The organism is Paracoccus pantotrophus (assembly GCF_008824185.1).
GTDB lineage: Bacteria > Pseudomonadota > Alphaproteobacteria > Rhodobacterales > Rhodobacteraceae > Paracoccus > Paracoccus pantotrophus.
Genome location: NZ_CP044426.1, coordinates 1525275 through 1551278, shown reverse-complemented (window position 1 = coordinate 1551278; position 26004 = coordinate 1525275). Strand labels below are relative to the sequence as shown.

The window sequence follows — 26004 nt, the reverse complement described above, 5'->3', positions numbered from 1 at the left end:
TCTGTCATGTTCAGCTGGTTCGAGCGCCGGCTTGATCCCTATCCCGCCGATCCGCCGCGCATGCCGCCGCAGGGGCTGTGGCGGTTCATCCTGCATTTCTCGCGCGGGGCCGAGGGCTACATGCTGTCGATGGCCGCCTGCTCGGCGATGATCGCCGTGGCCGAGGTGGTGCTGTTCGGCTATCTGGGCGAGCTGGTGAACCGGCTGGCCGGCGCCGATCGCGAGAATTTCTGGGCGGTCGAGGGCAACCGGCTGATCCTGATGGGCGCGATCCTGGTGATCGGCCTGCCGCTGCTGCAGGTGCTGTTCTCGCTCTTGATGCACCAGACGCTGATGGGCAATTTCCCGCAGCGCATCCGCTGGCAGGCGCATCGCTATCTGCTGCGCCAGTCGATGAGCTATTTCCAGGACGAGTTCGCCGGCCGCATCGCCACCAAGCTGATGCAGACCGCACTGGCGGTGCGCGAAGTGGCGATGAAGTTCATGGACGTGCTGGTCTATGTCGGGGTCTATTTCATCGGCGCGCTGATCCTGGCCGCCTCGACCGACGGCTGGCTGGCATTGCCCTTTGCCGGCTGGGGCATCCTCTACGGGCTTCTGCTGTGGTGGCTGATCCCGCGCATCGGCCGCATCAGCGAGGCGCAGGCCGATGCCCGCGCGGTGATGACCGGCCGGGTGGTGGACAGCTATACCAACATCTCGACGGTCAAGCTGTTCTCGCATTCATCGCGCGAGGAAGCCTATGTCCGCGAAAGCATGGACGGTTTCCTGCAGACGGTGCATGGGCAGATGCGGCTGGCCTCGATCCAGAACATCCTGCTGTCCACGCTGAACTCGCTCCTGACCTTCTCGGTCACGGTGCTGGGCCTGTGGCTGTGGGTCGGCGGCAAGATCGAGGTCGGCGCGGTCGCCGTGGCCATCCCGCTGGCGCTTCGGCTGGGCAACATGTCGCATTGGATCATGTGGGAATTCGCCGGGCTCTTCGAGAATATCGGCACGGTGCGCGACGGCATCGGCTCGCTGTCCTTGCCGCGCATGGTGACGGATGCGCGCGGTGCGCGCCCGCTTTCGGTGCCCGAGGGGCGGGTCGAGTTCGACCGCGTCACCTTCCGCTATGGCGAGGCGGCGCGGCCCGGCCGCGGCGCGGTGCTGGACGACCTGAGCCTGGCCATCGCGCCGGGCGAGCGGATCGGGCTGGTCGGGCGCTCGGGCGCGGGCAAGTCGACGCTGGTGAACCTGATGCTGCGCTTCCACGACCTGGAATCGGGCCGCATCCTGATCGACGGCCAAGACATCGCGCAGGTCACGCAGGAAAGCCTGCGCGCCGCCATCGGCGTGGTGACGCAGGACACCTCGCTCTTGCACCGCTCGATCCGCGACAATATCGCTTATGGCCGGCCGGACGCGTCCGAGGCCGAGATCCTGCGCGCCGCCGAACTGGCCGAGGCGGATTTCATCGCCGGCCTGACCGATTCGCAGGGCCGGCGCGGGCTTGACGCCCATGTCGGCGAACGCGGGGTCAAGCTGTCGGGCGGCCAGCGCCAGCGCATCGCCATCGCGCGGGTGCTGCTGAAGGACGCGCCGATCCTGGTGCTGGACGAGGCGACCAGCGCCCTGGACAGCGAGGTCGAGGCGGCGATCCAGTCGCAGCTCGACATGCTGATGCAAGGCAAGACGGTGATCGCCATCGCGCATCGGCTGTCGACCATCGCGCGCATGGACCGGCTGGTGGTGATGGAGCAGGGCCGCATCGTCGAGCAGGGCACGCATGAGGCGCTGCTGGCGCGCGGCGGCATCTATGCCGGCCTCTGGGCGCGGCAGTCCGGCGGGTTTCTTGAGGCCGAGTGATCTTCCCTCTTGAACCCCGCCCGGACCTGCCGTAATCAGCAGCGCGGCCTAGGGGTATAGCTCAGTTGGTAGAGCATCGGTCTCCAAAACCGAGGGTCGGGGGTTCGAGTCCCTCTGCCCCTGCCAGCCGCTTCCCGTGTCAAGCCGCGTGCCTTCCGATCCCTGCCGAGATCCCATGGCGCTGAGCATACATCTGGGGGCGCACAAGACCGCCTCGACCCATCTGCAATTTTCCCTGCGCCAGGTGCGCGACCGGCTGCTTGGCGCCGGGCTGGCCTATGTCGATCCGGCCATGCTGCGCGGTCAGCCGCTGTCGCTTTCTGCCGTCCTGGCTCAGGGCATCGGCGGGCGGGACCAGGACTCCGCCCGGCGGATGCTGCTGGACATGCGGCAGGGCTGCCGCGATCTGCTGATCTCGGAAGAAAACATCCTGGGCATGACCCATCGCAGCCGGCTGTTTTCCCGGCGCGGCGAGATCTATCCCCGCGCGGCGCAGCGGCTGCGGCATGTCATCGCCCTGGCGGGCGGCGGGCCTGCGGTGGTGTATCTGTCGCTGCGCGACCCCGCCTCCTTCAACGTCTCGGCCTTCGCGCTCCAGGTTGCCGGCGGCAAGGAGATCGACATCCATTCCTATCTGGGCGGCCGCGACCCGGCGCGCTCGGCCTGGGCGGGGCTGGTCGGACGGTTGGCGGCGGTCGAGGGGGTCTCGCGCATCGTGCTGTGGCGCTACGAGGATTATCCGGCGCTACGCCCGCGGCTGCTTGAACGGCTGCTGCCCGCCGGCCTTGCGGCCGAGGTGCCCGACCCGCCGCCCGCCAATGTCAGCCTGACCCAGGCCGGCTACGACTGGCTGCTGCGCCGCGCCGCCTCGGGCGACGGCATCGACCAGCGGATCCTGGCGCGGCGCGCGCGCGAGCGTTTCCAGCCCGCCTCGGGCCATGCCCGGCTGCGCCTGCTGGATGACGAGACCCATGCCCGTTCGGCCTGGAACTATGCGCAGGACATCGCCGCCCTGCGCGCCATGCCGGGGGTCGAGTTCCTGGAGCCGTGATCGCCCCCCGCTCAGATCGGCGCTTGAAATGCCGGCCGGTGCAGGCTATCTGACCCGCTGCAAGACCGAAGGAAAATCCATGGCCAATCCCGTCCAGTTCATCAGCCAGGTCCGTGCCGAGCTTGGCAAGATCACCTGGCCCACGCGCCGCGAGGTGGTGACGACCACGATCATGGTCTTCATCATGGCGACGCTGGCCTCGATCTTCTTCTTCCTCGTGGACCTGCTGATCAAGACCGGGCTTTCGGTCGTGATCAACCTGGTCGGCAGCTGAGGGCTTGCATTGAGGGGCAGGGGGCGTTATGTCCGCCCGACCTGCCCGTGATACGGCGTGCATCGATTCGGTCGTGCGCGCCGATTTCAATTTGGCCGGCGCCTGCGGCATGTGCCCAAGGGTGGGTCGGGGCGGGTAAGGAATTCAATGGGTTGGCCTTGGCCTGCCCGGAAGGAAACAGGGGTCGATCGAGACATGGCAAAGCGTTGGTATTCGGTCAGCGTCCTGTCGAACTTTGAAAAGAAGGTCGCCGAGGCGATTCGCCAGGCCGTTGTCGAAAAGGGCCTGGAAGACGAGATCGACGAGGTGCTGGTCCCGACCGAGGAAGTGATCGAGATCCGCCGCGGCAAGAAGGTCACCTCCGAGCGCCGCTTCATGCCCGGCTATGTGCTGGTGCGCATGGAACTGTCGGACAAGACCTATCACCTGGTGAACTCGATCAACCGCGTGACCGGTTTCCTGGGTGCCCAGGGCAAGCCGATGCCGATGCGCGACGACGAGGTCAACGCGATCCTGCATCGCACCGGCGAGGGCGGGGCCGAGGTCGCGCCGCGCAACCTGATCCGGTTCGATGTGGGCGAAAAGGTGAACGTGACCGACGGGCCCTTCGAGGGCTTCTCGGGCATGGTCGAGGAAGTGGACGAGGCCGCGAACCGCATCAAGGTCACGGTGTCCATCTTTGGCCGCCCGACGCCGGTGGAACTGGAATTCACGCAGGTCGCCAAGACCGCGTGATCGTCTGCGGGAGGCGCCGGCCCTTCGGGGCGCAGCCGTACCGCTAAGTCGGCCCCATCGGTCCAATAACGGGCGGGGCGTGATGATAAGGAGAGGGCCAGATGGCCAAGAAAGTTGTCGGCAGCCTCAAGCTGCAAATCAAGGCGGGTCAGGCGAACCCGTCCCCGCCCGTCGGCCCGGCCCTGGGTCAGCGCGGCATCAACATCATGGAATTCTGCAAGGCGTTCAACGCCAAGACGCAGGAGATGGAGCAGGGCGCCCCTGTTCCGGTCGTGATCACCTATTACGCCGACAAGTCCTTCACCTTCGAGACCAAGACGCCCCCGGCCTCGTTCCTGCTGAAGAAGGCCGCCGGCCTGAAGCCGGTCGGCAAGCGCAACCGCGCCAAGGGTTCGGAAAAGCCCGGCCGCCAGGTCGCCGGCACCGTGACCGCCAAGCAGGTCCGCGAGATCGCCGAAGCCAAGATGAAGGATCTGTCCGCCAACGACATCGAGGCCGCGATGCAGATCATCCTGGGCTCGGCGCGTTCGATCGGCATCGAGGTGAAAGGCTAAGCCATGGCTAAACTGTCGAAAAAGCAAGCCGCCGCCCGCGCCGCCTTTGCCGGCAAGGCGAATCTTCCCGTCGAGGAAGCCGTCAAGCTGGTCAAGGAGAACGCCAGCGCGAAATTCGACGAGACCGTCGAGATCGCGATGAACCTGGGCGTCGATCCCCGCCACGCCGACCAGATGGTCCGCGGCGTCGTGACCCTGCCCAACGGCACCGGCAAGGATGTGCGCGTCGCCGTCTTCGCCCGCGGCCCCAAGGCTGACGAGGCGAAGGCCGCCGGCGCCGAGATCGTCGGTGCGGAAGACCTGATGGAGACGATCCAGTCGGGCAAGATCGAGTTCGATCGCTGCATCGCCACGCCGGACATGATGCCGCTGGTCGGCCGTCTGGGCAAGATCCTGGGTCCGCGCAACCTGATGCCGAACCCCAAGGTCGGCACGGTGACGATGGACGTGAAGGCCGCCGTCGAGGCCGCCAAGGGCGGCGAGGTCCAGTTCAAGGCCGAGAAGGCGGGCGTGGTCCATGCCGGTGTCGGCAAGGCCTCGTTCGATGCCGAGAAGCTGGCCGAGAACATCCGCGCCTTCGTGGATGCGGTGAACCGGGCCAAGCCGTCGGGCGCCAAGGGTACCTATGTCAAGAAGGTCTCGATCAGCTCGACCATGGGTCCGGGCGTGTCGCTGGACCTGTCTTCGGCGGTCGCGCAGTAAGCGCGCAAGAATTTCGCCGGCACCCTGCAACAGGGTCCGGCGAATGGCGGGGCAGCGATGCCCCGTCCTGTCCGAGACGGAGGGTGCCGACCCGATACGCTATCTGGCCGGCTTAATCGTCCTTCCTGAGATGGGATCAAGACCATTTTCCGAAGGTTTCTTCGGGGGATCTTGGGACCGTCACGGACCCATCCGGTCGCTGTTCGGGCGGCTGGAAAGTGAGAGCCGGGGGGAAACCCCCAACTTGGAGTGAAACCGTGGATAGAGCGCAAAAAGAACAGGTGGTCGAAGAACTCGGCCAGATCTTTGAAGCCTCTGGCGTCGTGGTGGTTGCCCGCTACGAGGGAATGACGGTTGCCCAGATGCAGGACCTGCGCGCGCAGATGCGCGAAGCCGGCGGGTCCGTTCGCGTTGCCAAGAACAGGCTCGCCAAGATCGCCCTGGATGGGAAGCCTTGCGCAAGCATCGCCGACTATCTGACGGGTATGACCGTGCTCGCCTATTCCGAAGACCCGGTGGCTGCCGCCAAGGTCGCGGATAAATACGCCAAGGGGAACGACAAGTTCGTGATCCTGGGCGGTGCGATGGGCGACACGGCGCTTGACCCGGCCGGTGTGAAGGCCGTGGCCCAGATGCCGTCGCGCGAGGAGCTTATCGCTTCGATCGTGGCCTGCATCGGTGCCCCTGCTTCCAACATCGCGGGCGCGATCGGCGCACCTGCCAGCAACATCGCGGGCATCCTCTCGACTCTGGAAGAGCGCGAGGCCGCCTGAGGCAATCCCCATTCCGTCGTGGGGTTGAAACCCCGACGTTGGAACACTTAATGGAAAGAACGGAAAAATGGCTGATCTGAAGAAACTCGCCGAAGAAATCGTGGGCCTGACCCTGCTGGAAGCCCAGGAACTGAAGAACATCCTGAAAGACGAATACGGCATCGAGCCCGCCGCCGGCGGCGCCGTGATGGTTGCCGGCCCGGCCGCTGGCCCGGCTGAAGCCGCCGAAGAAAAAACCGAATTCGACGTCGTCCTGGTGGACGCCGGCGCCAACAAGATCAACGTGATCAAGGAAGTGCGCGGCATCACCGGCCTGGGCCTGAAAGAAGCCAAGGATCTGGTCGAAGCCGGCGGCAAGGTGAAAGAGGGTGCCTCGAAAGCCGATGCCGAAGAAATGAAGAAGAAGCTCGAAGCGGCTGGCGCCAAGGTCGAGCTGAAGTAATTGGCCGTTTCGGCCGGTTGATTTCGGAAGAATTGGGCAGGGTCCGGGGTTTCCCGGTCCCTGCCGAACCTGTCTTGAAGGACGGTTTCGCGAGCAGACCTTCCTTCAGGGCATGTTCGGGGTTCGGGAGCTGCGCGGTGGGACGCGCGGCACGAATGGAACCCCGCCCCTCATTCGCCGCCTTGCGCCGGTCGGGCCCCGACGGCCGGTGCAAGCGAAAGACGAAAGGTAAGACCCTCTATGGCGCAAGCTTATGTCGGCCAGAAACGCATCCGGCGTTACTATGGCAATATCCGCGAAGTTCTGGAGATGCCGAACCTGATCGAGGTTCAGAAATCTTCCTATGACCTGTTCCTGCGCTCGGGCGAGGGCGAAGGCCATCAGGACGGCGAAGGCATCCAGGGCGTCTTCCAGTCGGTGTTCCCGATCAAGGACTTCAACGAGACGGCGACGCTGGAATTCGTGAAATACGAGCTGGAAAAGCCGAAATACGACGTGGACGAGTGCCAGAGCCGCGACATGACCTACGCCGCGCCGCTGAAGGTGACGCTGCGCCTGATCGTGTTCGATGTCGACGAGGCGACCGGCGCCAAATCGGTCAAGGACATCAAGGAACAGGATGTCTACATGGGCGACATGCCGCTGATGACGCAGAACGGGACGTTCATCGTGAACGGGACCGAGCGCGTCGTGGTGTCGCAGATGCACCGCTCGCCCGGCGTGTTCTTCGACCATGACCGCGGCAAGACCCATTCCTCGGGCAAGCTGCTGTTCGCCTGCCGCATCATTCCCTATCGCGGTTCGTGGCTGGATTTCGAGTTCGACGCCAAGGATCTGGTCTTCGCGCGCATCGACCGCCGCCGCAAGCTGCCGGTGACGACGCTGCTCTATGCCCTCGGCATGGACCAGGAGGGCATCATGGATGCCTTCTACAACACCGTGGACTACAAGCTGCAGCGCGCCGGCAAGGGGCAGGCCGCGGGCTGGGTCACGAAATTCTTCCCCGAGCGGGTGCGCGGCACCCGTCCGACCTATGACCTGGTGAACGCCGAGACCGGCGAGATCATCACCAAGGCCGGCGACAAGGTGACGCCGCGGCTGGTCAAGCAGCTGCTTGAACAAGGCGACGTGAACCTGCTGCTGCCCTTCGAGAAGATCATCGGCCGCTTTGTCGCGAAAGACATCATCAACGAGCAGACCGGCCTGATCTATGCCGAGGCCGGCGACGAGATCACCGTCGAATACGACCGCGACGGCGAGATCTCGGGCGGGCTGCTGAAGGTGCTGCTGGACAACGGCATCGAGGACATCCCGGTCCTCGACATCGACCATGTCAATGTCGGCCCCTATATCCGCAACACCATGGCGGCGGACAAGAACATGAGCCGCGAAGGCGCGCTGATGGACATCTATCGCGTCATGCGCCCGGGCGAGCCGCCGACCGTCGAGGCCGCCTCGGCGCTGTTCGGCAGCCTGTTCTTCGACAGCGAACGCTATGACCTGTCCGCCGTGGGCCGGGTCAAGATGAACATGCGCCTTGACCTGGATGCGCCGGACACCCAGCGCACCCTGCGCAAGGAGGACATCATCGCCTGTATCCGCGGGCTGGTGGAACTGCGCGACGGCAAGGGCGAGATCGACGACATCGACCACCTCGGCAACCGCCGGGTGCGCTCGGTCGGCGAGCTGATGGAGAACCAGTATCGCATCGGCCTGCTGCGCATGGAACGCGCGATCCGCGAGCGCATGTCGGGCGTCGAGATCGACACCGTGATGCCGCAGGACCTGATCAACGCCAAGCCGGCCGCGGCCGCGGTGCGCGAGTTCTTCGGCTCGTCGCAGCTGTCGCAGTTCATGGACCAGACCAACCCGCTGTCGGAAGTCACTCACAAGCGGCGCCTTTCGGCGCTTGGTCCGGGCGGTCTGACCCGCGAGCGCGCCGGCTTCGAGGTGCGCGACGTTCACCCGACCCATTACGGCCGGATGTGCCCGATCGAGACGCCGGAAGGCCAGAACATCGGCCTGATCAACAGCCTGGCGACCTTTGCCCGCGTGAACAAATACGGCTTCATCGAGACCCCCTATCGCAAGGTGGTCGAGGGCAAGGTCACCGACGAGGTGGTCTACATGTCCGCGACCGAGGAGATGCGCCACACCATCGCCCAGGCCAATGCGACGCTGGACGCAGACGGCAAGTTCGTGGACGAGCTGGTCTCGACCCGCCAGGCCGGCGACTTCATGCTGAACCCGGTCGAGGCCGTGGACCTGATCGACGTGTCGCCGAAACAGCTGGTTTCGGTTGCCGCGGCGCTGATCCCCTTCCTTGAAAACGACGACGCCAACCGCGCGCTGATGGGCTCGAACATGCAGCGTCAGGCGGTTCCGCTGCTGCGGGCCGAGGCGCCCTTCGTCGGCACCGGCATGGAAGCGACCGTGGCGCGCGATTCCGGCGCTGCGATCATGGCGCGCCGGGGCGGCATCATCGACCAGGTCGATGCGCAGCGTATCGTTATCCGCGCGACCGAGGATCTGGGCGCCGGCGACGCGGGCGTGGACATCTATCGCCTGCGCAAGTTCAAGCGGTCCAACCAGTCCTCGACCATCAACCAGCGCCCGCTGGTCAAGGTGGGCGACAGGGTGGTCAAGGGCCAGGTCGTGGCCGACGGTCCCTCGACCGATCAGGGCGAGCTGGCGATCGGCCGCAATGTGGTCGTGGCCTTCATGCCCTGGAACGGCTACAACTACGAGGACTCGATCCTGATCTCGGAGCGGATCCACCGCGACGACGTGTTCACCTCGATCCATATCGACGAATACGAGGTGGCGGCCCGCGACACCAAGCTGGGCCCCGAGGAGATCACCCGCGACATCCCGAATGTCGGCGAGGAGGCGCTGCGCAACCTCGACGAGGCCGGCATCGTCTATATCGGCGCCGAAGTGGGTCCGGGTGACATCCTGGTCGGCAAGATCACCCCCAAGGGTGAATCGCCGATGACGCCGGAAGAGAAACTGCTGCGCGCCATCTTCGGCGAAAAGGCCAGCGACGTGCGCGACACCTCGCTGCGCCTGCCGCCGGGGGCTTACGGCACCATCGTCGAGGTCCGGGTGTTCAACCGCCACGGCGTCGACAAGGACGAGCGCGCGCTGCAGATCGAGCGCGAGGAAGTCGAGCGCCTGGCCCGCGACCGCGACGACGAGCTGGCGATCCTGGAGCGCAATATCTATGCGCGCCTGAAATCGCTTATCATGGGCAAGGAAGTCGTCAAGGGGCCGAAAGGCATCCGCGCCGGCGCCGTGGTGGACGAGGATCTGCTGGGCCAGCTGAGCCGCGGCCAGTGGTGGCAGCTTGCCGTCGCCGACGAGGATACCGCCAAGGAAGTCGAGGCGCTGAACCAGCAATTCGACGCGCAGAAGCGGGCCTTGGACAACCGTTTCGACGACAAGGTCGAAAAGGTGCGCCAGGGCGACGACCTGCCTCCGGGCGTGATGAAGATGGTCAAGGTTTTCGTCGCGGTGAAGCGCAAGCTGCAGGCGGGCGACAAGATGGCCGGCCGTCACGGCAACAAGGGCGTCGTCTCCAAGGTCGTGCCGATCGAGGACATGCCCTTCCTGTCCGATGGCACCCCGGTCGACCTGGTGCTGAACCCGCTGGGCGTGCCCTCGCGGATGAACGTCGGGCAGATCCTGGAGACGCATATGGGCTGGGCCTCGCGCGGGCTGGGCATCAAGATCGACGAGGCTCTGCAGGATTATCGCCGCAACGGCGACATGTCCCCGGTGCGCGAGGCGATGCGGAACGGCTATGGCGACGATTTCTATGCCGAGACCTTCGAGGGCATGGATGACGAGACCCTGCTGGAGCATGCCGATGCGGTGCGCGGCGGCGTTCCCATCGCCACGCCGGTCTTCGACGGCGCGAAAGAGGCGGATGTGAACGACGCGCTGCGCCGTGCGGGTTTCGACACCTCGGGCCAGTCCATCGTCTTCGACGGCCGCACCGGCGAGCAGTTCGCGCGTCCGGTCACGGTCGGGATGAAATACGTCCTGAAGCTGCACCACCTTGTCGACGACAAGATGCACGCGCGTTCGACCGGGCCTTACTCGCTTGTCACGCAGCAACCGCTGGGCGGCAAGGCGCAGTTCGGCGGCCAGCGTCTGGGTGAGATGGAGGTCTGGGCCCTTGAGGCTTACGGCGCCGCCTATACCCTGCAGGAGATGCTGACGGTCAAGTCGGATGACGTGGCCGGCCGGACCAAGGTCTATGAGAGCATCGTCAAGGGCGAGGACAATTTCGAGGCCGGCGTGCCGGAATCGTTCAACGTGCTGGTCAAGGAGGTCCGGGGTCTGGGCCTCAACATGGAACTCCTGGATGCGGAGGACGAGGAGTGAGGGGGCGACCCCTCATCTCCCCCACCGCGCCCCTCATTAGGATTTGAAAATGAACCAGGAACTTGCCACCAACCCCCTGAACCCGCTGGCTGCGCCGCGGCAGTTCGACGAAATCAAGATCTCGCTGGCCTCGCCCGAGGAAATCCTCGCCTGGTCCTATGGCGAGGTGAAGAAGCCCGAGACCATCAACTACCGCACGTTCAAGCCCGAGCGTGACGGTCTGTTCTGCGCGCGCATCTTCGGTCCGATCAAGGATTACGAATGCCTCTGCGGCAAATACAAGCGCATGAAGTATCGCGGCCTGGTCTGCGAGAAATGCGGCGTCGAGGTGACGCTGCAGAAGGTCCGGCGCGAGCGCATGGGCCATATCGAACTGGCCGCTCCGGTCGCGCATATCTGGTTCCTGAAGTCGCTGCCCTCGCGCATCGGCCTGATGCTGGACATGACGCTGCGCGATCTTGAGCGCATCCTGTATTTCGAGAACTACGTCGTCATCGAGCCGGGTCTGACCGACCTGTCCTATGGTCAGCTGCTGACCGAGGAGGAGTTCCTGGACGCGCAGGACCAGTATGGCGCCGACGCCTTCACCGCCAATATCGGCGCCGAGGCGATCCGCGAGATGCTGGCCAATATCGATCTGGCCGCCACCGCCGAACAGCTGCGCGAGGAGCTGAAAGAGGCGACCGGCGAGCTGAAGCCGAAGAAGATCATCAAGCGTCTGAAGATCGTCGAGAGCTTCCTGGAATCGGGCAACCGTCCCGAATGGATGGTGCTGACCGTGATCCCGGTCATTCCGCCGGAACTGCGTCCGCTGGTGCCGCTGGACGGCGGCCGCTTCGCGACCTCGGACCTGAACGACCTCTATCGTCGCGTCATCAACCGCAACAACCGCCTGAAGCGGCTGATCGAGCTGCGCGCGCCCGACATCATCGTCCGTAACGAAAAGCGGATGCTGCAAGAGTCGGTCGATGCGCTGTTCGACAACGGCCGCCGCGGCCGCGTCATCACCGGCAACAACAAGCGGCCGCTGAAATCGCTGTCGGACATGCTGAAGGGCAAGCAGGGCCGGTTCCGCCAGAACCTGCTGGGCAAGCGCGTGGACTTCTCGGGCCGTTCGGTGATCGTGACCGGTCCCGAGCTGAAGCTGCATCAGTGCGGGTTGCCGAAGAAAATGGCGCTCGAGCTGTTCAAGCCCTTCATCTATTCGCGGCTTGAGGCGAAGGGGCTTTCGTCCACCGTCAAGCAGGCGAAGAAGCTGGTCGAGAAGGAACGCCCCGAGGTCTGGGACATCCTGGACGAGGTGATCCGCGAGCATCCGGTGCTGCTGAACCGCGCGCCGACGCTGCACCGCCTGGGCATCCAGGCCTTCGAGCCGATCCTGATCGAGGGCAAGGCGATCCAGCTGCATCCGCTGGTCTGCTCGGCCTTCAACGCCGACTTCGACGGCGACCAGATGGCCGTCCACGTCCCGCTCTCGCTGGAAGCCCAGCTTGAGGCGCGCGTGCTGATGATGTCCACGAACAACGTGCTGTCGCCCGCCAACGGCGCGCCGATCATCGTGCCGTCGCAGGACATGGTCCTTGGTCTCTATTACACGACCATGGAGCGCGAGGGCATGAAGGGCGAAGGCATGGTCTTTGCCAACCTCGAAGAGGTGGAGCACGCGCTGGCTTCCGGCGCGGTGCATCTGCATGCCCGCATCACCGCCCGCCTGCCGCAGATCGACGAGAACGGCAACGAGGTCATCAAGCGTTTCGAGACCACGCCGGGCCGGATCCGGCTGGGCGCGCTCTTGCCCAAGAACGCCAAGGCGCCCTTCGAGCTGGTGAACCGCCTGCTGCGCAAGAAGGATATCCAGAACGTCATCGACACCGTCTACCGCTACTGCGGCCAGAAGGAATCGGTGATCTTCTGCGACCAGATCATGGGCCTGGGCTTCCGCGAGGCGTTCCGCGCCGGCATCTCCTTCGGCAAGGACGACATGGTCGTTCCGCCGACGAAATGGGACCTGGTCGAGGAAACCCAGGACCAGGTGAAGCAGTTCGAGCAGCAATACCTGGACGGGCTGATCACCCAGGGCGAGAAATACAACAAGGTCGTCGACGCCTGGTCGAAATGCAACGACCGCGTCACCGACGCCATGATGAAGACCATCTCGGCCACCAAGAAGGACGAGAACGGCGCCGAGCTGGAGCCGAACTCGGTCTACATGATGGCGCATTCGGGCGCGCGGGGCTCGGTCAGCCAGATGAAGCAGCTGGGCGGCATGCGCGGGTTGATGGCCAAGCCGAACGGCGAGATCATCGAGACGCCGATCATCTCGAACTTCAAGGAAGGTCTGACCGTTCTTGAATACTTCAACTCGACCCACGGCGCGCGCAAGGGTCTGTCGGACACCGCGCTCAAGACGGCGAACTCGGGCTACCTGACCCGCCGCCTGGTGGACGTGGCGCAGGACTGCATCATCCGCGAGCATGACTGCGGCACCGACCGGGCGATCACCGCCTCGGCGGCGGTCAACGACGGCGAGGTGGTCAGCCCGCTTTCCGAGCGCGTGCTGGGCCGCGTCGCGGCCGAGGACGTGCTGGTGCCGGGCGAGGACGTGGTCATCGTGCGCAAGAACGAGCTGATCGACGAGCGCAAGGCCGACGAGATCGAGGGCGCGGGCGTGCAGAACGTGCGCATCCGCTCGGCCCTGACCTGCGAGTCGGACGACGGTGTCTGCGCGCTCTGCTATGGCCGCGACCTGGCCCGCGGCACGCTGGTCAATATCGGCGAGGCGGTCGGCATCATCGCCGCGCAGTCCATCGGCGAGCCGGGCACGCAGCTGACGATGCGGACCTTCCACATCGGCGGCATCGCCCAGGGCGGCCAGCAGTCCTTCATCGCCGCGGCGCAGGAGGGCACGGTGGCTTTCGAGAACGAAAGCACGCTGGAAAACGCCAATGGCGAGCTGATCGTGATGAACCGCAACATGCAGCTGCACATCAAGTCGGCGACGGGCGAGACGCTGGCCAGCCACAAGCTGTTCTACGGCAGCAAGCTGTTCGTGCGCGAGGGCGATGCCGTGGCGCGCGGCCAGAAGATGTTCGAATGGGATCCCTATACCCTGCCGATCATCGCCGAGAAGGCCGGTATCGCGAAATATGTCGACCTCATTACCGGCCTTTCGGTCCGGGACGAGACCGACGACGCGACGGGCATGACGCAGAAGATCGTGACGGACTGGCGCTCGGCCCCCAAGGGCAACGAGCTGAAGCCCGAGATCATCATCGTCGACCAGGATGGCGAGCCGGTGCGCAACGAACAGGGCAACCCGGTCACCTATCCGATGTCGGTCGAGGCGATCCTCTCGGTCGAGGAAGGCCAAGAGATCCGCGCCGGCGACGTGGTGGCGCGTATCCCGCGTGAAGGCGCCAAGACCAAGGACATCACCGGGGGTCTGCCCCGCGTGGCGGAACTGTTCGAGGCCCGTCGTCCCAAGGATCACGCGATCATCGCCGAACTGGACGGCTATGTGCGCTTCGGCAAGGACTACAAGAACAAGCGCCGTATCGCCATCCAGCCCGCCGACGACACGCTGGAGCCGGTCGAATACATGGTGCCGAAAGGCAAGCACATCCCGGTGCAGGAAGGCGACTTCGTGCAGAAGGGCGACTACATCATGGACGGCAACCCGGCGCCGCATGACATCCTGCGCATCATGGGGATCGAGGCCCTGGCCGATTACCTGATCGACGAGGTGCAGGACGTCTACCGGCTGCAAGGCGTGAAGATCAACGACAAGCACATCGAGGTGATCGTCCGCCAGATGCTGCAGAAGATCGAGATCCTCGACAGCGGCGACACCACGCTGCTGAAGGGCGAGCATGTCGACCGCGACGAGTTCGAGGAGGAGAACGCCAAGATCGAAGCCAAGGGCGGCCGTCCGGCCACCGGCGAGCCGGTGCTCTTGGGCATCACCAAGGCCTCGCTGCAGACCCGCAGCTTCATCTCGGCCGCCTCGTTCCAGGAGACGACCCGCGTGCTGACCGAGGCCGCCGTCCAGGGCAAGCGCGACAAGCTGGTCGGCCTCAAGGAGAACGTGATCGTCGGCCGGCTGATCCCGGCCGGCACCGGCGGGGCCACGGCCCGCGTGCGCCGCATCGCCAGCGATCGCGACCACGAGGTGATCGAGGCGCGCCGGGCCGAGGCGGAAGCCGCCGCCGCGCTGATCGCGCCAGAGGACAGCCCGGCCGAGGTCGGCGGCGAGGACTGATCGCCCACGGAAGGAAACGGGAAAGGCCCGGCAGCAATGCCGGGCCTTTTCGCTGTCGGCGGGCTTGCCTCTGTTCCGGCAATCTGGGATTGCATCGCGTGGTCATCATCCGCCGAAGGTTGCCTGATGCGCTTTCAGGCGGTGAACGGCCTGCCGCCCTGCCGATGCCCCTTGTGTTTCCGGGCCTCGGCCGGCCGGGGTAACGCCAGAGTAACGATTGTCGAGGAGGTACATCCATGCAGCTGTGTGGGCATTGCGGCTCGGAGGTTAAGGAAGGTTTTACGGTTTGCGCCGGCTGCGGGGCCAATCTGCGGCGCAGCCTGCGGCCGATCATCATCGGCGGGGCGGCGTTGGTTTTCGGCATGGCCATGCTGCTGGACGCCTTGCTGGCCTTGACCTCCAACTTCTCCTGGGCGCTCAGGAATGGCGGTATCGGCGGCGTCCTTGTTCTGGTCGGCTATCTGATCTTCCGATCGGGCTGGAAAAAGCAGTGGTACAGGCGCAACGCCTGAGCGCGGATTCCCTTGGGCCGGCAAGAGGTTCGCGGCCGCGGCACCGGGCGTTTCGTGGCCAAAAGGCCGCGCAACCGCCGAGCGGCTGCGGGCGCGCTTGACAGGCTATGGCTTTTCCATCGGCGCTTTCCTAAGCATTGGAAAACCGCCGGGAATCGCCATGCGCACGCCGCTTCTTTCATCGGGTCGAAAGGGTCGGCCGCCCGCCGAGCCGCAGGTCTTTTCCGCCAGCGCCGCCGACAACCTGCGCGGCTCGGCGCTGATGATGCTCAGCATGGCGGCCTTTATCTGCAATGACGCGCTGATGAAGGCGGTGACGCAAAGCCTGCCGCTTTACGAATCCATCGCCATCCGCGGTGCCATGGTGCTGCTGACCATGGTGCTGATCGCGCGGGCCCAGGGCGGCGTCCGGCTGCAGGTGCCGCGCGGCGATGTCTGGCCCTTGGCGCTGCGCACGGGGGCCGACGTGGTCTCGACGGTGTGCTACCTGCTGGCGCTGCGGCGCATGGCGCTGGCCGACATCTCGGCGATCATGCAGGCGCTGCCGCTGGCAGTGACGCTGGCGGCGGCGCTGTTCTTTCACGAAAGGCTTGGCTGGCGGCGGCTGCTGGCGGTCGGCATCGGCTTTCTGGGCGTGCTGCTGATCCTGCGGCCGGGCACGGGCGCCTTCGACCTGTGGTCGGCGGTGGCGCTGGCGGCAATGCTGCTGATCGTGTTGCGCGACCTGGTGACGCGGACCTTCTCGGTCGGGGTCGGCTCCTCCGCCATCGCCTTTTACGCGGCGCTGGCAGTGATGCTGTCGGGCTTCGTGCTGGGCTGGACGGAAAGCTGGCGCGTTCCCACCCTGGCCGAATTTGCGCTGCTGGCCATGGCGGCGGGCTTCCTGACCGTGGGCTATATCACCGCCGTCGCCACCATGCGGGTAGGCGAGATCTCGGTCGTCGCGCCCTTCCGCTATACCTCGCTGGTCTGGGCGGTGGTGCTGGGGCTGGCGATCTTCGGTGAATGGCCGGACCTGTGGACCTGGGCCGGCTCGGCGCTGGTGGTGGGGGCGGGGATCTATACCATCCTGCGCGAGCGGCGGTTGCAGGGGAGGGGCTGATGCGGGTGCAGATGCTGGGCCTGTGCCGGTTTTCCTATCTCGGCGGGCGCGGTTTCCAGGTCATGCACGAGTCGCTGGAGCAGCGGCGGGCGTTCCTCTATGACCCCGCGCGGCTGGCGCGGCGCTGGTTCTGGTTCGAGCATGTCGCGCTGCCCGGCTGGCTGGCCCAGACCGACCCGGATTTCACCCTGGTGCTGATGACCGGGCCGGACCTGCCCGAGCCCTGGCTGTCGCGGCTGCGCGAGCTGGCCGGGATCATGCCGCAACTGCGGCTGGCCCTGGTCCCGCCGATGGAGCGGCATGTCGAAGCCTGCATGGTCGCCGTCGCCCCCCATGTCGAGGCGGGAGCGGATGTCGTCGGCCATTTCCGCCATGACGACGACGATGCCGTGGCGGTGGATTACATCCGCGACGCGCGCCGCGATTTCGCGGCGATGCAGCCGCTCTGGCAGCAAAGGCGCCGGCTGTCCTGCGACTATTCCCGCGGGGTGGTGCTGCGCGCGGGCGCGGGCGGGATCGACGCGGAACTGCGGATGATCCACAATGCCAGCGCGGCGCTGACCATCTATCTGCCGCCCGATGCCGGGCGCTGCGCGCTGCATTTCCCGCATTGGAAGGTGGCGATGTCCATGCCCGGCGTGACCTTGCCCGGCAAGGTGATGTATGCGCGGATGCTGCATCGCGACAACGACTCGGGCGCGGTCGGTGCCGGCTATCCGGTCGAGGGGCAGGGGGCTGCGATGCCAGCCTTGCTGGCCGACCGTTTCCGCATCGACCTGCCCGGACTGGACGAGGGCGCGCGGCGCCTGTGGCAGGGGTGAGGAGCGGTGGCGGGGTTGTTGACTCACCCCCGGTTTGCCCATATACGCGCCTTCACCCGTCAGGAATCTGATCGGGGCCCAGAACCTCTGTGGTCATGATCCGGGCCGAATGCCCCGATCCTCTGGTAATTCAGCCCGTCCTCCCCGGTCTCGGGGACAGGATGGGTTGTGGCGTTTCACGATGCGCGTGATTCGCCGTCGAGAAGTGGCGCAGCCGGTGGCTGCGAGTATTGACGAAAGCAAGACGGGGAACCGAATGCCGACGATCCAACAGCTGATCCGCAAACCGCGGCAGCCCAAGGTGCAGCGCTCGAAGTCGCAGCACCTGCAATCCTGCCCGCAGAAGCGGGGCGTATGCACGCGCGTCTATACCACGACGCCGAAAAAGCCGAACTCGGCCATGCGTAAGGTGGCCAAGGTCCGCCTGACCAATGGCTTCGAGGTGATCTCCTACATCCCGGGCGAAAAGCACAACCTGCAGGAACACAGCGTCGTGCTGATCCGCGGCGGCCGGGTGAAAGACCTTCCGGGTGTCCGCTACCACATCCTGCGCGGTGTTCTGGATACCCAGGGCGTCAAGGATCGTCGTCAGCGTCGTTCGAAATACGGCGCCAAGCGTCCGAAGTAAGGAGATAGGCACATGTCCCGTCGTCACGCCGCTGAGAAGCGCGAAGTCCTGCCCGACGCCAAATATGGCGATCGCGTGCTGACCAAATTCATGAACAACCTGATGATCGACGGCAAGAAATCGGTTGCCGAACGCATCGTCTACAACGCCCTCGACCGCGTCCAGGGCAAGCTGAAGCGCGAGCCGATCGAAGTCTTCCACGAAGCCCTCGACAACGTGAAGCCCTCGGTCGAGGTGCGCTCGCGCCGGGTCGGCGGCGCCACCTATCAGGTCCCGGTCGAGGTCCGTCCCTCGCGCCGCGAGGCCCTGGCGATCCGCTGGCTGATCGACGCGTCGAAAAAGCGCAACGAGCACACCATGGAAGAGCGCCTCGCGGGCGAGCTGGCCGACGCGGTGAACGGCCGCGGCACCGCCGTCAAGAAGCGTGAGGACACGCACAAGATGGCCGACGCCAACAAGGCGTTCAGCCACTACCGCTGGTAACCGGAAGGAAGGCCCTTTATGGCACGCGAATATCCGCTGGAGCGCTACCGGAACTTCGGGATCATGGCCCATATCGACGCGGGCAAGACCACGACGACCGAGCGCATCCTGTTCTATACCGGCAAGAACCACAAGATGGGCGAGACGCACGAAGGTGCGTCCACCATGGACTGGATGGAGCAGGAAGCCGAGCGCGGCATCACCATCACCTCGGCGGCGACCACGACCTTCTGGCAGCGCCACGAGGATCCCGACTTCACCCCCGATGACAAGGAGCGTTGCCGCTTCAACATCATCGACACCCCCGGCCACGTCGACTTCACCATCGAGGTCGAGCGTTCGCTGGCGGTGCTGGACGGCGCGATCTGCCTGCTGGACGGCAATGCCGGCGTCGAGCCGCAGACCGAGACCGTCTGGCGCCAGGCCGACCGCTACAAGGTTCCGCGGATCGTCTTCGTCAACAAGATGGACAAGATCGGCGCCGATTTCTTCAAATGCGTCGCCATGATCAAGGACCGCACCGGCGGCACCCCCTGCCCGATCGCCCTGCCGATCGGCGCCGAGGACAAGCTGGAAGGCATCGTCGACCTGATCAAGATGGAAGAATGGGTCTGGAGGGGCGAGGATCTGGGCGCCTCTTGGATTCGCCAGCCGATCCGCGACGAGCTTCAGGACGTCGCCGAGGAATGGCGCGGCAAGATGATCGAACTCGCCGTCGAACAGGACGACGAGGCGATGGAAGCCTATCTGGAAGGCAACGAGCCCGACGAGGCGACGCTGCGCAAGCTGATCCGCAAGGGCACGCTGTCGCTGTCCTTCTTCCCGGTCATGGCCGGTTCCGCCTTCAAGAACAAGGGTGTGCAGCCGCTGCTGAACGCCGTGGTGGACTTCCTGCCGGCGCCGACCGACGTGCCTGCCTATATGGGCTTTGCCCCGGGCGACGAGACGGAAGAGCGCAACATCGCCCGTCACGCCTCGGATTCGGACCCGTTCTCGGCCCTGGCGTTCAAGATCATGAACGACCCCTTCGTCGGCTCGCTGACCTTCACGCGGATCTATTCTGGCCAGCTCAAGAAGGGCGACCAGATGCTGAACTCGACCAAGGGCAAGCGCGAGCGCGTCGGCCGGATGATGGTCATGCATGCCATCAACCGCGAGGAAATCGACGAGGCTTTCGCCGGCGACATCATCGCCCTGGCCGGGCTGAAGGAAACCACCACGGGCGACACGCTTTGCGATCCCGCGAAGCCGGTGGTCCTGGAAACCATGACCTTCCCCGAGCCGGTGATCGAGATCGCCGTCGAGCCGAAGTCCAAGGCCGACCAGGAGAAGATGGGCCTGGCCCTGCAGCGCCTGGCCGCCGAAGACCCGTCCTTCCGCGTCGAAACCGATCTGGAATCGGGTCAGACCATCATGAAGGGCATGGGCGAACTTCACCTCGACATCCTGGTGGACCGCATGAAGCGCGAGTTCAAGGTCGAGGCGAATATCGGCGCGCCGCAGGTGGCTTACCGCGAGACGATCAGCCAGCCGGCCGAGATCGACTATACGCATAAGAAGCAGACCGGCGGCACCGGCCAGTTCGCGCGCGTCAAGCTGGAAATCCAGCCGACCGAACCGGGCGAGGGCTATTCCTTCGAAAGCCGCATCGTCGGCGGTGCCGTGCCCAAGGAATACATTCCGGGCGTCGAGAAGGGCATCAAGTCGGTGATGGATTCGGGCCCGCTGGCCGGCTTCCCGGTGATCGACTTCAAGGTGGCGCTGATCGACGGTGCCTTCCATGACGTCGACTCCTCGGTCCTGGCCTTCGAGATCGCGGCGCGTGCCGCCATGCGCGAGGGGCTGAAGAAGGCGGGGGCCAAGCTGCTCGAGCCGATCATGCGCGTCGAGGTGGTTACGCCGGAGGAATATACCGGTTCGATCATCGGCGACCTGACCAGCCGTCGCGGCATGGTCCGCGGCCAGGACTCGCGCGGCAATGCGAACGTCATCGACGCCTTCGTGCCGCTGGCCAACATGTTCGGCTACATCAACAATCTGCGCTCGATGTCCTCGGGCCGCGCGGTGTTCACGATGCAGTTCGACCATTACGAGGCTGTGCCGCAGAACATCTCGGACGAGATCCAGAAGAAATACGCGTAATCCCGGCGGTGCGTGGGCAACCGCGCACCCTACCAACCCCGTAGGGTGCGTGGTTGCACGCACCGTCAACATAAGGAGCCATGCCCATGGCAAAGGCAAAGTTTGAACGGACGAAACCGCACGTCAACATCGGGACGATCGGTCACGTTGACCACGGCAAGACGACGCTGACGGCTGCGATCACCAAGTATTTCGGTGAATTCAAGGCCTATGACCAGATCGACGGCGCTCCCGAGGAGCGTGCGCGTGGCATCACGATCTCGACCGCGCATGTGGAATACGAATCGGAGAACCGGCACTACGCCCACGTGGACTGCCCCGGCCACGCGGACTACGTGAAGAACATGATCACGGGCGCCGCGCAGATGGACGGCGCGATCCTGGTGGTGAACGCGGCGGACGGCCCGATGCCGCAGACGCGCGAGCACATCCTGCTGGGCCGTCAGGTCGGCATCCCCTACATGGTCGTCTACCTGAACAAGGTCGACCAGGTGGACGATCCGGAACTGCTGGAACTGGTCGAGATGGAAGTGCGCGAGCTGCTGTCCTCCTACGACTATCCCGGCGACGACATCCCGATCATCAAGGGTTCGGCGCTGGCGGCGCTGGAAGGCCGCGACAAGGAGATCGGCGAGGATTCGATCCGCGCGCTGATCGCGGCGGTGGACGAATACATCCCGACGCCCGAGCGTGCGGTTGACCTGCCGTTCCTGATGCCGATCGAGGACGTGTTCTCGATCTCGGGCCGCGGCACGGTTGTGACCGGCCGTGTCGAGCGCGGCGCGGTGAACGTGGGCGACGAGCTCGAGATCGTCGGCATCCGCCCGACGAAGAAGACGACCTGCACCGGTGTCGAGATGTTCCGCAAGCTGCTGGACCGCGGGGAAGCCGGCGACAACATCGGCGCGCTGCTGCGCGGCATCGAGCGCGACGGCGTCGAGCGCGGCCAGGTTCTGGCCAAGCCCGGCTCGGTGACGCCGCATACCGAGTTCGAGGCCGAGGCCTATATCCTGACCAAGGAAGAGGGTGGCCGGCACACGCCGTTCTTCGCGAACTACCGTCCGCAGTTCTACTTCCGCACGACGGACGTGACCGGGACGGTGAAGCTTCCCGAGGGCACCGAGATGGTGATGCCGGGCGACAACCTGAAGTTCACGGTGGAGCTGATCGCGCCGATCGCGATGGAGGAGAAGCTGCGCTTCGCCATCCGCGAGGGCGGCCGCACGGTCGGCGCCGGCGTGGTGTCGAAGATCCTGAAGTGATCTGGCGGGGGCGGCGGCCCTGCGCCGCTGCCCCGCCCGGGATCATCGGGTGATCCCGCGAGGGATATCGCGATGAGGGGCCGCTCCGCAGGGGGCGGCCTTTCTGCTTGCCGCGGCGCGGCAGCCGGGGCGCTGCCCCGGACCCCGGGATATTTCGGCAAGAAAGAAGCAAGGCAAAGCGGACGCGCGGGAGAGGGGCCGGAGAGGGGGGCAGGCTCGCCGTGACTTTCGTCGAAGCCGCTCCTGGAGGCTGCCGTGACGTGAAACCCGCCCGAGGGCGGGTTTTCGCGTCTTCATTCCGTCAGGCCGGGAAAGCCCGATTGGGCGAATGGGGTAAGGATGCTTTCGACTGCCTCCGATGATAGCGGCGTGCCGAAGGCACGACCTGGATGCCGCGAAAGACCAGCCCTGCCGGCACGGGGATGCCGGGCCGTGCCTTGCGCAGGCCCCGGGCGCGTCATTCGGCCCGGGGGATTGGCGTGGGAAACCTCGGTGGACGGGACGGCGCCTTTCAGGGGCGGATAGTGTCGCGAGAATTGCGGCAGCAGAGCCTTCACGACATTCGCCAGTAAGACGGAGCTTGAGCGGGCACGTTCGGCTTAAACCGCGCCGCCGGCAGCAGCTTTCATGATGGCGCGGGCCGGGCCGGGTGCTTGACCGCCGCCGCGGAAACCGCTAGACGGGCGCATCGCTGCCGGTTCCTGTTCTTGCGAAAAGAATCGGTTGCCTTGCGCCGGGCCGTCCGCTATGGGGGCGGCCTGCTCTTGTTTATACGGTTCGACGCTGGCGGTGCGTGGTGTGTCGTCAGCCTCTCAACTTGAACTCCCCGCAAGAGGGATGAGAATGCAAAGCCAGAATATCCGCATCCGGTTGAAGGCGTTCGATTACCGCGTCCTGGATGCCAGCACGCAGGAAATCGTGAACACCGCCAAGCGCACCGGCGCGCAGGTCCGCGGCCCGATTCCGCTGCCCAACAAGATCGAGAAATTCACCGTTCTGCGCGGCCCGCATATCGACAAGAAATCCCGCGACCAGTGGGAAATCCGCACGCATAAGCGCCTGCTGGACATCGTCGACCCGACCCCCCAGACCGTGGACGCCCTGATGAAGCTCGACCTCGCCGCCGGCGTGGATGTCGAGATCAAGGTGTAAGGAGGCCATCATGCTGCGGACTGGTGTTATCGCCAAGAAGCTGGGCATGACCCGGCTGTTCCTGGAAGACGGGCGTCAGGTGCCCGTCACCGTACTGCACGTGGACAACGTGCAGGTCATCGCTCAGCGCACCGCCGAGAAAGACGGCTACGTGGCGCTGCAGCTCGGCGCGGGCGAGGCCAAGGCCAAGCGCACGACCGCCGCGCTGCGCGGCCATTTCGCCAAGGCGAATGTCGCGCCCAAGCGCAAGATCGCGGAATTCCGCGTCTCGCCCGAGAACCTGGTCGAGGTGGGCGAGGAGATCGTCGCCGACCATTACTTCGAAGGCCAGTATGTCGACATCGCCGGCACCTCGATCGGCAAGGGCTTTGCCGGCGCGATGAAGCGGCACAATTTCGGCGGTCTGCGCGCCTCGCACGGCGTGTCGATCAGCCACCGCTCGCATGGCTCGACCGGCCAGTGCCAGGATCCGGGCAAGGTGTTCAAGGGCAAGAAGATGGCCGGTCATCTGGGTGCCGTGCGCGTCACCACCCAGAACCTGCAGGTCGTCAAGACCGATGCCGAGCGTGGCCTGATCATGGTCAAGGGCTCGGTGCCGGGTTCCAAGGGTGGCTGGGTCACGATCAAGGACGCCGTGAAGAAGCCGCTGGCCGAAAACACCGTTTTCCCGGCCGCGACCCGTTCGAAAGCTGCCCAGGCCGAGGCTGCCGCCCCTGCCGAGGCCGCCGCGCCCGAAGGAGACAACTGATGAAACTCGACGTTATCACGCTCGATGCCGGCAAGGCCGGGGACATCGACCTGAGCGATGACATCTTCGGGCTTGAACCGCGTGCGGACATCCTGCACCGCGTCGTGCGCTGGCAGCGTGCGAAGGCGCAGGCGGGCACCCATTCGGTGCTGGGCAAGTCGGATGTCAGCTACTCGACCAAGAAGATCTACCGCCAGAAGGGTACCGGCGGCGCCCGTCACGGTTCCCGCAAGGCGCCGATCTTCCGTCACGGCGGCGTCTACAAGGGCCCGACCCCGCGCAGCCACGCGTTCGACCTGCCCAAGAAGGTCCGCGCGCTTGGCCTGAAGCACGCCCTGTCGGCCAAGGCCGCCGCGGGCGAGCTGGTGGTCGTGGACAGCCTGAACATCGGGGAAGCCAAGACCGCGGCCGTCGCCAAGGCGGTCAAGGAAAACGGCTGGAAGCGCGTCCTGGTGATCGACGGTGCCGAGGTGAACGAGAATTTCGCCCGCGCCGCCCGCAACCTGGAAGGCGTCGATGTGCTGCCCTCGATGGGTGCCAATGTCTATGACATCCTGCGCCGCGATACGCTCGTGCTGACGCGCGCCGGTGTCGAAGCTCTGGAGGCTCGCCTGAAATGAGCGTGAAACCCGAACATTACGACGTGATCGTCAAGCCGGTCATCACCGAAAAGGCCACCCTGGTGGGCGATGCCAACGCCTATGTCTTCCAGGTGGCCAAGGAATCGACCAAGCCGGCGATCAAGCAGGCCGTCGAGGCTCTGTTCAACGTCAAGGTGAAGGCCGTGAACACGACCATCACCAAGGGCAAGACCAAGCGTTTCCGTGGCCGCCCCGGCGTGCGCTCGGACGTGAAGAAGGCCTATGTGACGCTGGAAGCTGGCAACAGCATCGACGTCTCGACCGGCCTCTGATAAGAAGCCTGCGAATCGACGGCCCCGGCAGCGGGGCCGTCGGCATTTGACTGAAACGGACCAGCAACGGTCCAAAGCAACGGAAGACAGAAAGCATGGCACTCAAGTCGTATAAGCCGACGACGCCTGGCCAGCGTGGGCTGGTTCTGATCGACCGTTCGGAGCTTTGGAAAGGGCGCCCGGTCAAATCCCTCACCGAGGGGTTGACCAAGAACGGCGGCCGGAACAACACCGGACGGATCACGATGCGCCGCAAGGGCGGCGGGGCGAAGCGTCTCTATCGCATCGTCGATTTCAAGCGCACCAAGTTCGATGTCCCGGCGACCGTCGAGCGGATCGAATACGACCCGAACCGCACCGCCTTCATCGCGCTGATCAAATATGAAGACGGCGAGCAGGCCTATATCATCGCGCCCCAGCGTCTGGCTGTCGGCGACAAGGTGGTGGCCGGCGCCAAGGTGGACGTGAAGCCCGGCAACGCCATGCCCTTCAGCGGCATGCCGATCGGCACCATCGTCCACAACGTCGAGCTGAAGCCCGGCAAGGGCGGCCAGATCGCCCGTTCGGCGGGCACCTATGCCCAGTTCGTCGGCCGCGACGGCGGCTATGCCCAGATCCGCCTGTCCTCGGGCGAGCTGCGCATGGTGCGCCAGGAATGCATGGCGACGATCGGCGCCGTGTCGAATGCCGACCATTCGAACCAGAACCTCGGCAAGGCCGGCCGCAACCGGCACCTGGGCATCCGCCCGAGCGTGCGCGGCGTGGCCATGAACCCGATCGACCACCCGCATGGTGGCGGTGAAGGCCGGACTTCGGGCGGTCGTCACCCGGTTACTCCCTGGGGCAAGGGCACCAAGGGCAACCGCACCCGCACGAACAAATCGACCGACAAGTATATCCTGCGGTCGCGTCACGCGAAGAAGGGGCGTTAATCCATGGCACGTTCTGTTTGGAAGGGCCCCTTTGTCGATGCTTATGTGCTTCGCAAGGCCGAGAAAGCCCGCGAGTCCGGCAAGTCGGACGTCATCAAGATCTGGTCGCGTCGTTCGACCATTCTGCCGCAATTCGTCGGTCTGACCTTTGGCGTCTACAACGGCCAGAAGCACATCCCGGTCTCGGTGACCGAAGAGATGATCGGCCAGAAGTTCGGTGAATACTCGCCGACGCGGACCTATTACGGTCACGCCGCCGACAAGAAAGCGAAAAGGAAGTAAG

At 65.2% G+C, this 26004-nt stretch carries 23 protein-coding genes and 1 tRNA gene; all 24 read left to right on the top strand.

The features are described 5' to 3' along the window. The first annotated feature begins 6 nt into the window (after window positions 1-6). The 24 genes from ESD82_RS18170 (at window position 7) to rpsS (ending at window position 26003) form a co-directional block, all read left to right on the top strand. Entirely contained in the window at window positions 7-1848 is a 1842-nt protein-coding gene (locus tag ESD82_RS18170; RefSeq protein ID WP_147427688.1) for an ABC transporter ATP-binding protein, read from the top strand. A gap of 50 nt (window positions 1849-1898) precedes the next feature. Further along, window positions 1899-1974, top strand: a tRNA-Trp gene (locus ESD82_RS18165). Between the two features lie 49 nt (window positions 1975-2023). Further along, entirely contained in the window at window positions 2024-2899 is an 876-nt protein-coding gene (locus ESD82_RS18160; protein WP_024845743.1) for a hypothetical protein, read from the top strand. A gap of 79 nt (window positions 2900-2978) precedes the next feature. Beyond that, complete coding sequence (gene secE / locus ESD82_RS18155; RefSeq protein ID WP_024845742.1) at window positions 2979-3173, top strand: preprotein translocase subunit SecE; 195 nt, start codon at window positions 2979-2981, stop codon at window positions 3171-3173. Between the two features lie 195 nt (window positions 3174-3368). After that, complete coding sequence (gene nusG, locus ESD82_RS18150; protein ID WP_024845741.1) at window positions 3369-3908, top strand: transcription termination/antitermination protein NusG; 540 nt, start codon at window positions 3369-3371, stop codon at window positions 3906-3908. A gap of 101 nt (window positions 3909-4009) precedes the next feature. Beyond that, window positions 4010-4462, top strand: a complete 453-nt coding sequence (rplK, locus tag ESD82_RS18145) for a 50S ribosomal protein L11 (RefSeq protein WP_024845740.1) — start codon at window positions 4010-4012, stop codon at window positions 4460-4462. 3 nt (window positions 4463-4465) lie between these two features. Beyond that, window positions 4466-5164 (top strand): 50S ribosomal protein L1, encoded by a 699-nt coding sequence (rplA, locus tag ESD82_RS18140; protein WP_024845739.1) that lies wholly within the window; start codon window positions 4466-4468, stop codon window positions 5162-5164. A gap of 257 nt (window positions 5165-5421) precedes the next feature. Further along, window positions 5422-5937: a 50S ribosomal protein L10 gene (gene rplJ / locus ESD82_RS18135; RefSeq protein WP_024845738.1), complete on the top strand. Its 516-nt coding sequence runs from the start codon at window positions 5422-5424 to the stop codon at window positions 5935-5937. Between the two features lie 67 nt (window positions 5938-6004). After that, window positions 6005-6379: a 50S ribosomal protein L7/L12 gene (gene rplL, locus ESD82_RS18130; RefSeq protein WP_011747091.1), complete on the top strand. Its 375-nt coding sequence runs from the start codon at window positions 6005-6007 to the stop codon at window positions 6377-6379. A gap of 240 nt (window positions 6380-6619) precedes the next feature. Next, window positions 6620-10768 (top strand): DNA-directed RNA polymerase subunit beta, encoded by a 4149-nt coding sequence (gene rpoB / locus ESD82_RS18125; RefSeq protein ID WP_147427689.1) that lies wholly within the window; start codon window positions 6620-6622, stop codon window positions 10766-10768. Window positions 10769-10817: 49 nt separating this feature from the next. After that, on the top strand, window positions 10818-15026 hold the full coding sequence (gene rpoC, locus ESD82_RS18120) for a DNA-directed RNA polymerase subunit beta' (RefSeq protein ID WP_024845736.1): 4209 nt from the start codon (window positions 10818-10820) through the stop codon (window positions 15024-15026). Window positions 15027-15262: 236 nt separating this feature from the next. Further along, the gene (locus ESD82_RS18115) at window positions 15263-15538 is read left to right on the top strand and encodes a zinc ribbon domain-containing protein (RefSeq protein ID WP_024845735.1); all 276 of its coding nucleotides are present in this window, start codon (window positions 15263-15265) and stop codon (window positions 15536-15538) included. Between the two features lie 160 nt (window positions 15539-15698). Further along, a complete protein-coding gene (locus ESD82_RS18110; RefSeq protein ID WP_147427690.1) occupies window positions 15699-16640 on the top strand; it encodes a DMT family transporter in 942 nt (313 codons plus the stop codon). After that, window positions 16640-17461: a putative rhamnosyl transferase gene (locus tag ESD82_RS18105; protein ID WP_024845733.1), complete on the top strand. Its 822-nt coding sequence runs from the start codon at window positions 16640-16642 to the stop codon at window positions 17459-17461. The genes ESD82_RS18110 and ESD82_RS18105 overlap by 1 nt, the downstream gene beginning before the upstream one ends. A 256-nt stretch (window positions 17462-17717) precedes the next feature. After that, complete coding sequence (gene rpsL, locus ESD82_RS18100; RefSeq protein WP_010399029.1) at window positions 17718-18089, top strand: 30S ribosomal protein S12; 372 nt, start codon at window positions 17718-17720, stop codon at window positions 18087-18089. 12 nt (window positions 18090-18101) lie between these two features. Beyond that, entirely contained in the window at window positions 18102-18572 is a 471-nt protein-coding gene (gene rpsG / locus ESD82_RS18095) for a 30S ribosomal protein S7 (RefSeq protein WP_011747098.1), read from the top strand. Between the two features lie 18 nt (window positions 18573-18590). Beyond that, window positions 18591-20714, top strand: coding sequence for an elongation factor G (gene fusA, locus ESD82_RS18090; RefSeq protein WP_024845732.1), 2124 nt, complete (start codon window positions 18591-18593; stop codon window positions 20712-20714). An 86-nt stretch (window positions 20715-20800) separates the two neighbouring features. Next, window positions 20801-21976: an elongation factor Tu gene (tuf, locus tag ESD82_RS18085; protein ID WP_024843763.1), complete on the top strand. Its 1176-nt coding sequence runs from the start codon at window positions 20801-20803 to the stop codon at window positions 21974-21976. Between the two features lie 843 nt (window positions 21977-22819). Further along, window positions 22820-23128 carry a 30S ribosomal protein S10 gene (gene rpsJ / locus ESD82_RS18080; protein ID WP_010400227.1) on the top strand — a complete coding sequence of 103 codons (309 nt, stop codon included), beginning with the start codon at window positions 22820-22822 and terminating at the stop codon, window positions 23126-23128. A 10-nt stretch (window positions 23129-23138) separates the two neighbouring features. Continuing rightward, a complete protein-coding gene (gene rplC, locus ESD82_RS18075) occupies window positions 23139-23876 on the top strand; it encodes a 50S ribosomal protein L3 (RefSeq protein WP_036747352.1) in 738 nt (245 codons plus the stop codon). Beyond that, a complete protein-coding gene (rplD, locus tag ESD82_RS18070; RefSeq protein WP_024844052.1) occupies window positions 23876-24496 on the top strand; it encodes a 50S ribosomal protein L4 in 621 nt (206 codons plus the stop codon). The genes rplC and rplD overlap by 1 nt, the downstream gene beginning before the upstream one ends. Next, window positions 24493-24789: a 50S ribosomal protein L23 gene (locus ESD82_RS18065; RefSeq protein ID WP_024844053.1), complete on the top strand. Its 297-nt coding sequence runs from the start codon at window positions 24493-24495 to the stop codon at window positions 24787-24789. Before rplD ends, ESD82_RS18065 begins: the two co-directional genes overlap by 4 nt. A 95-nt stretch (window positions 24790-24884) precedes the next feature. Next, on the top strand, window positions 24885-25721 hold the full coding sequence (gene rplB, locus ESD82_RS18060; protein WP_024844054.1) for a 50S ribosomal protein L2: 837 nt from the start codon (window positions 24885-24887) through the stop codon (window positions 25719-25721). A gap of 3 nt (window positions 25722-25724) precedes the next feature. Continuing rightward, a complete protein-coding gene (gene rpsS, locus ESD82_RS18055; protein WP_010400236.1) occupies window positions 25725-26003 on the top strand; it encodes a 30S ribosomal protein S19 in 279 nt (92 codons plus the stop codon). Window position 26004: the final 1 nt, after the last annotated feature.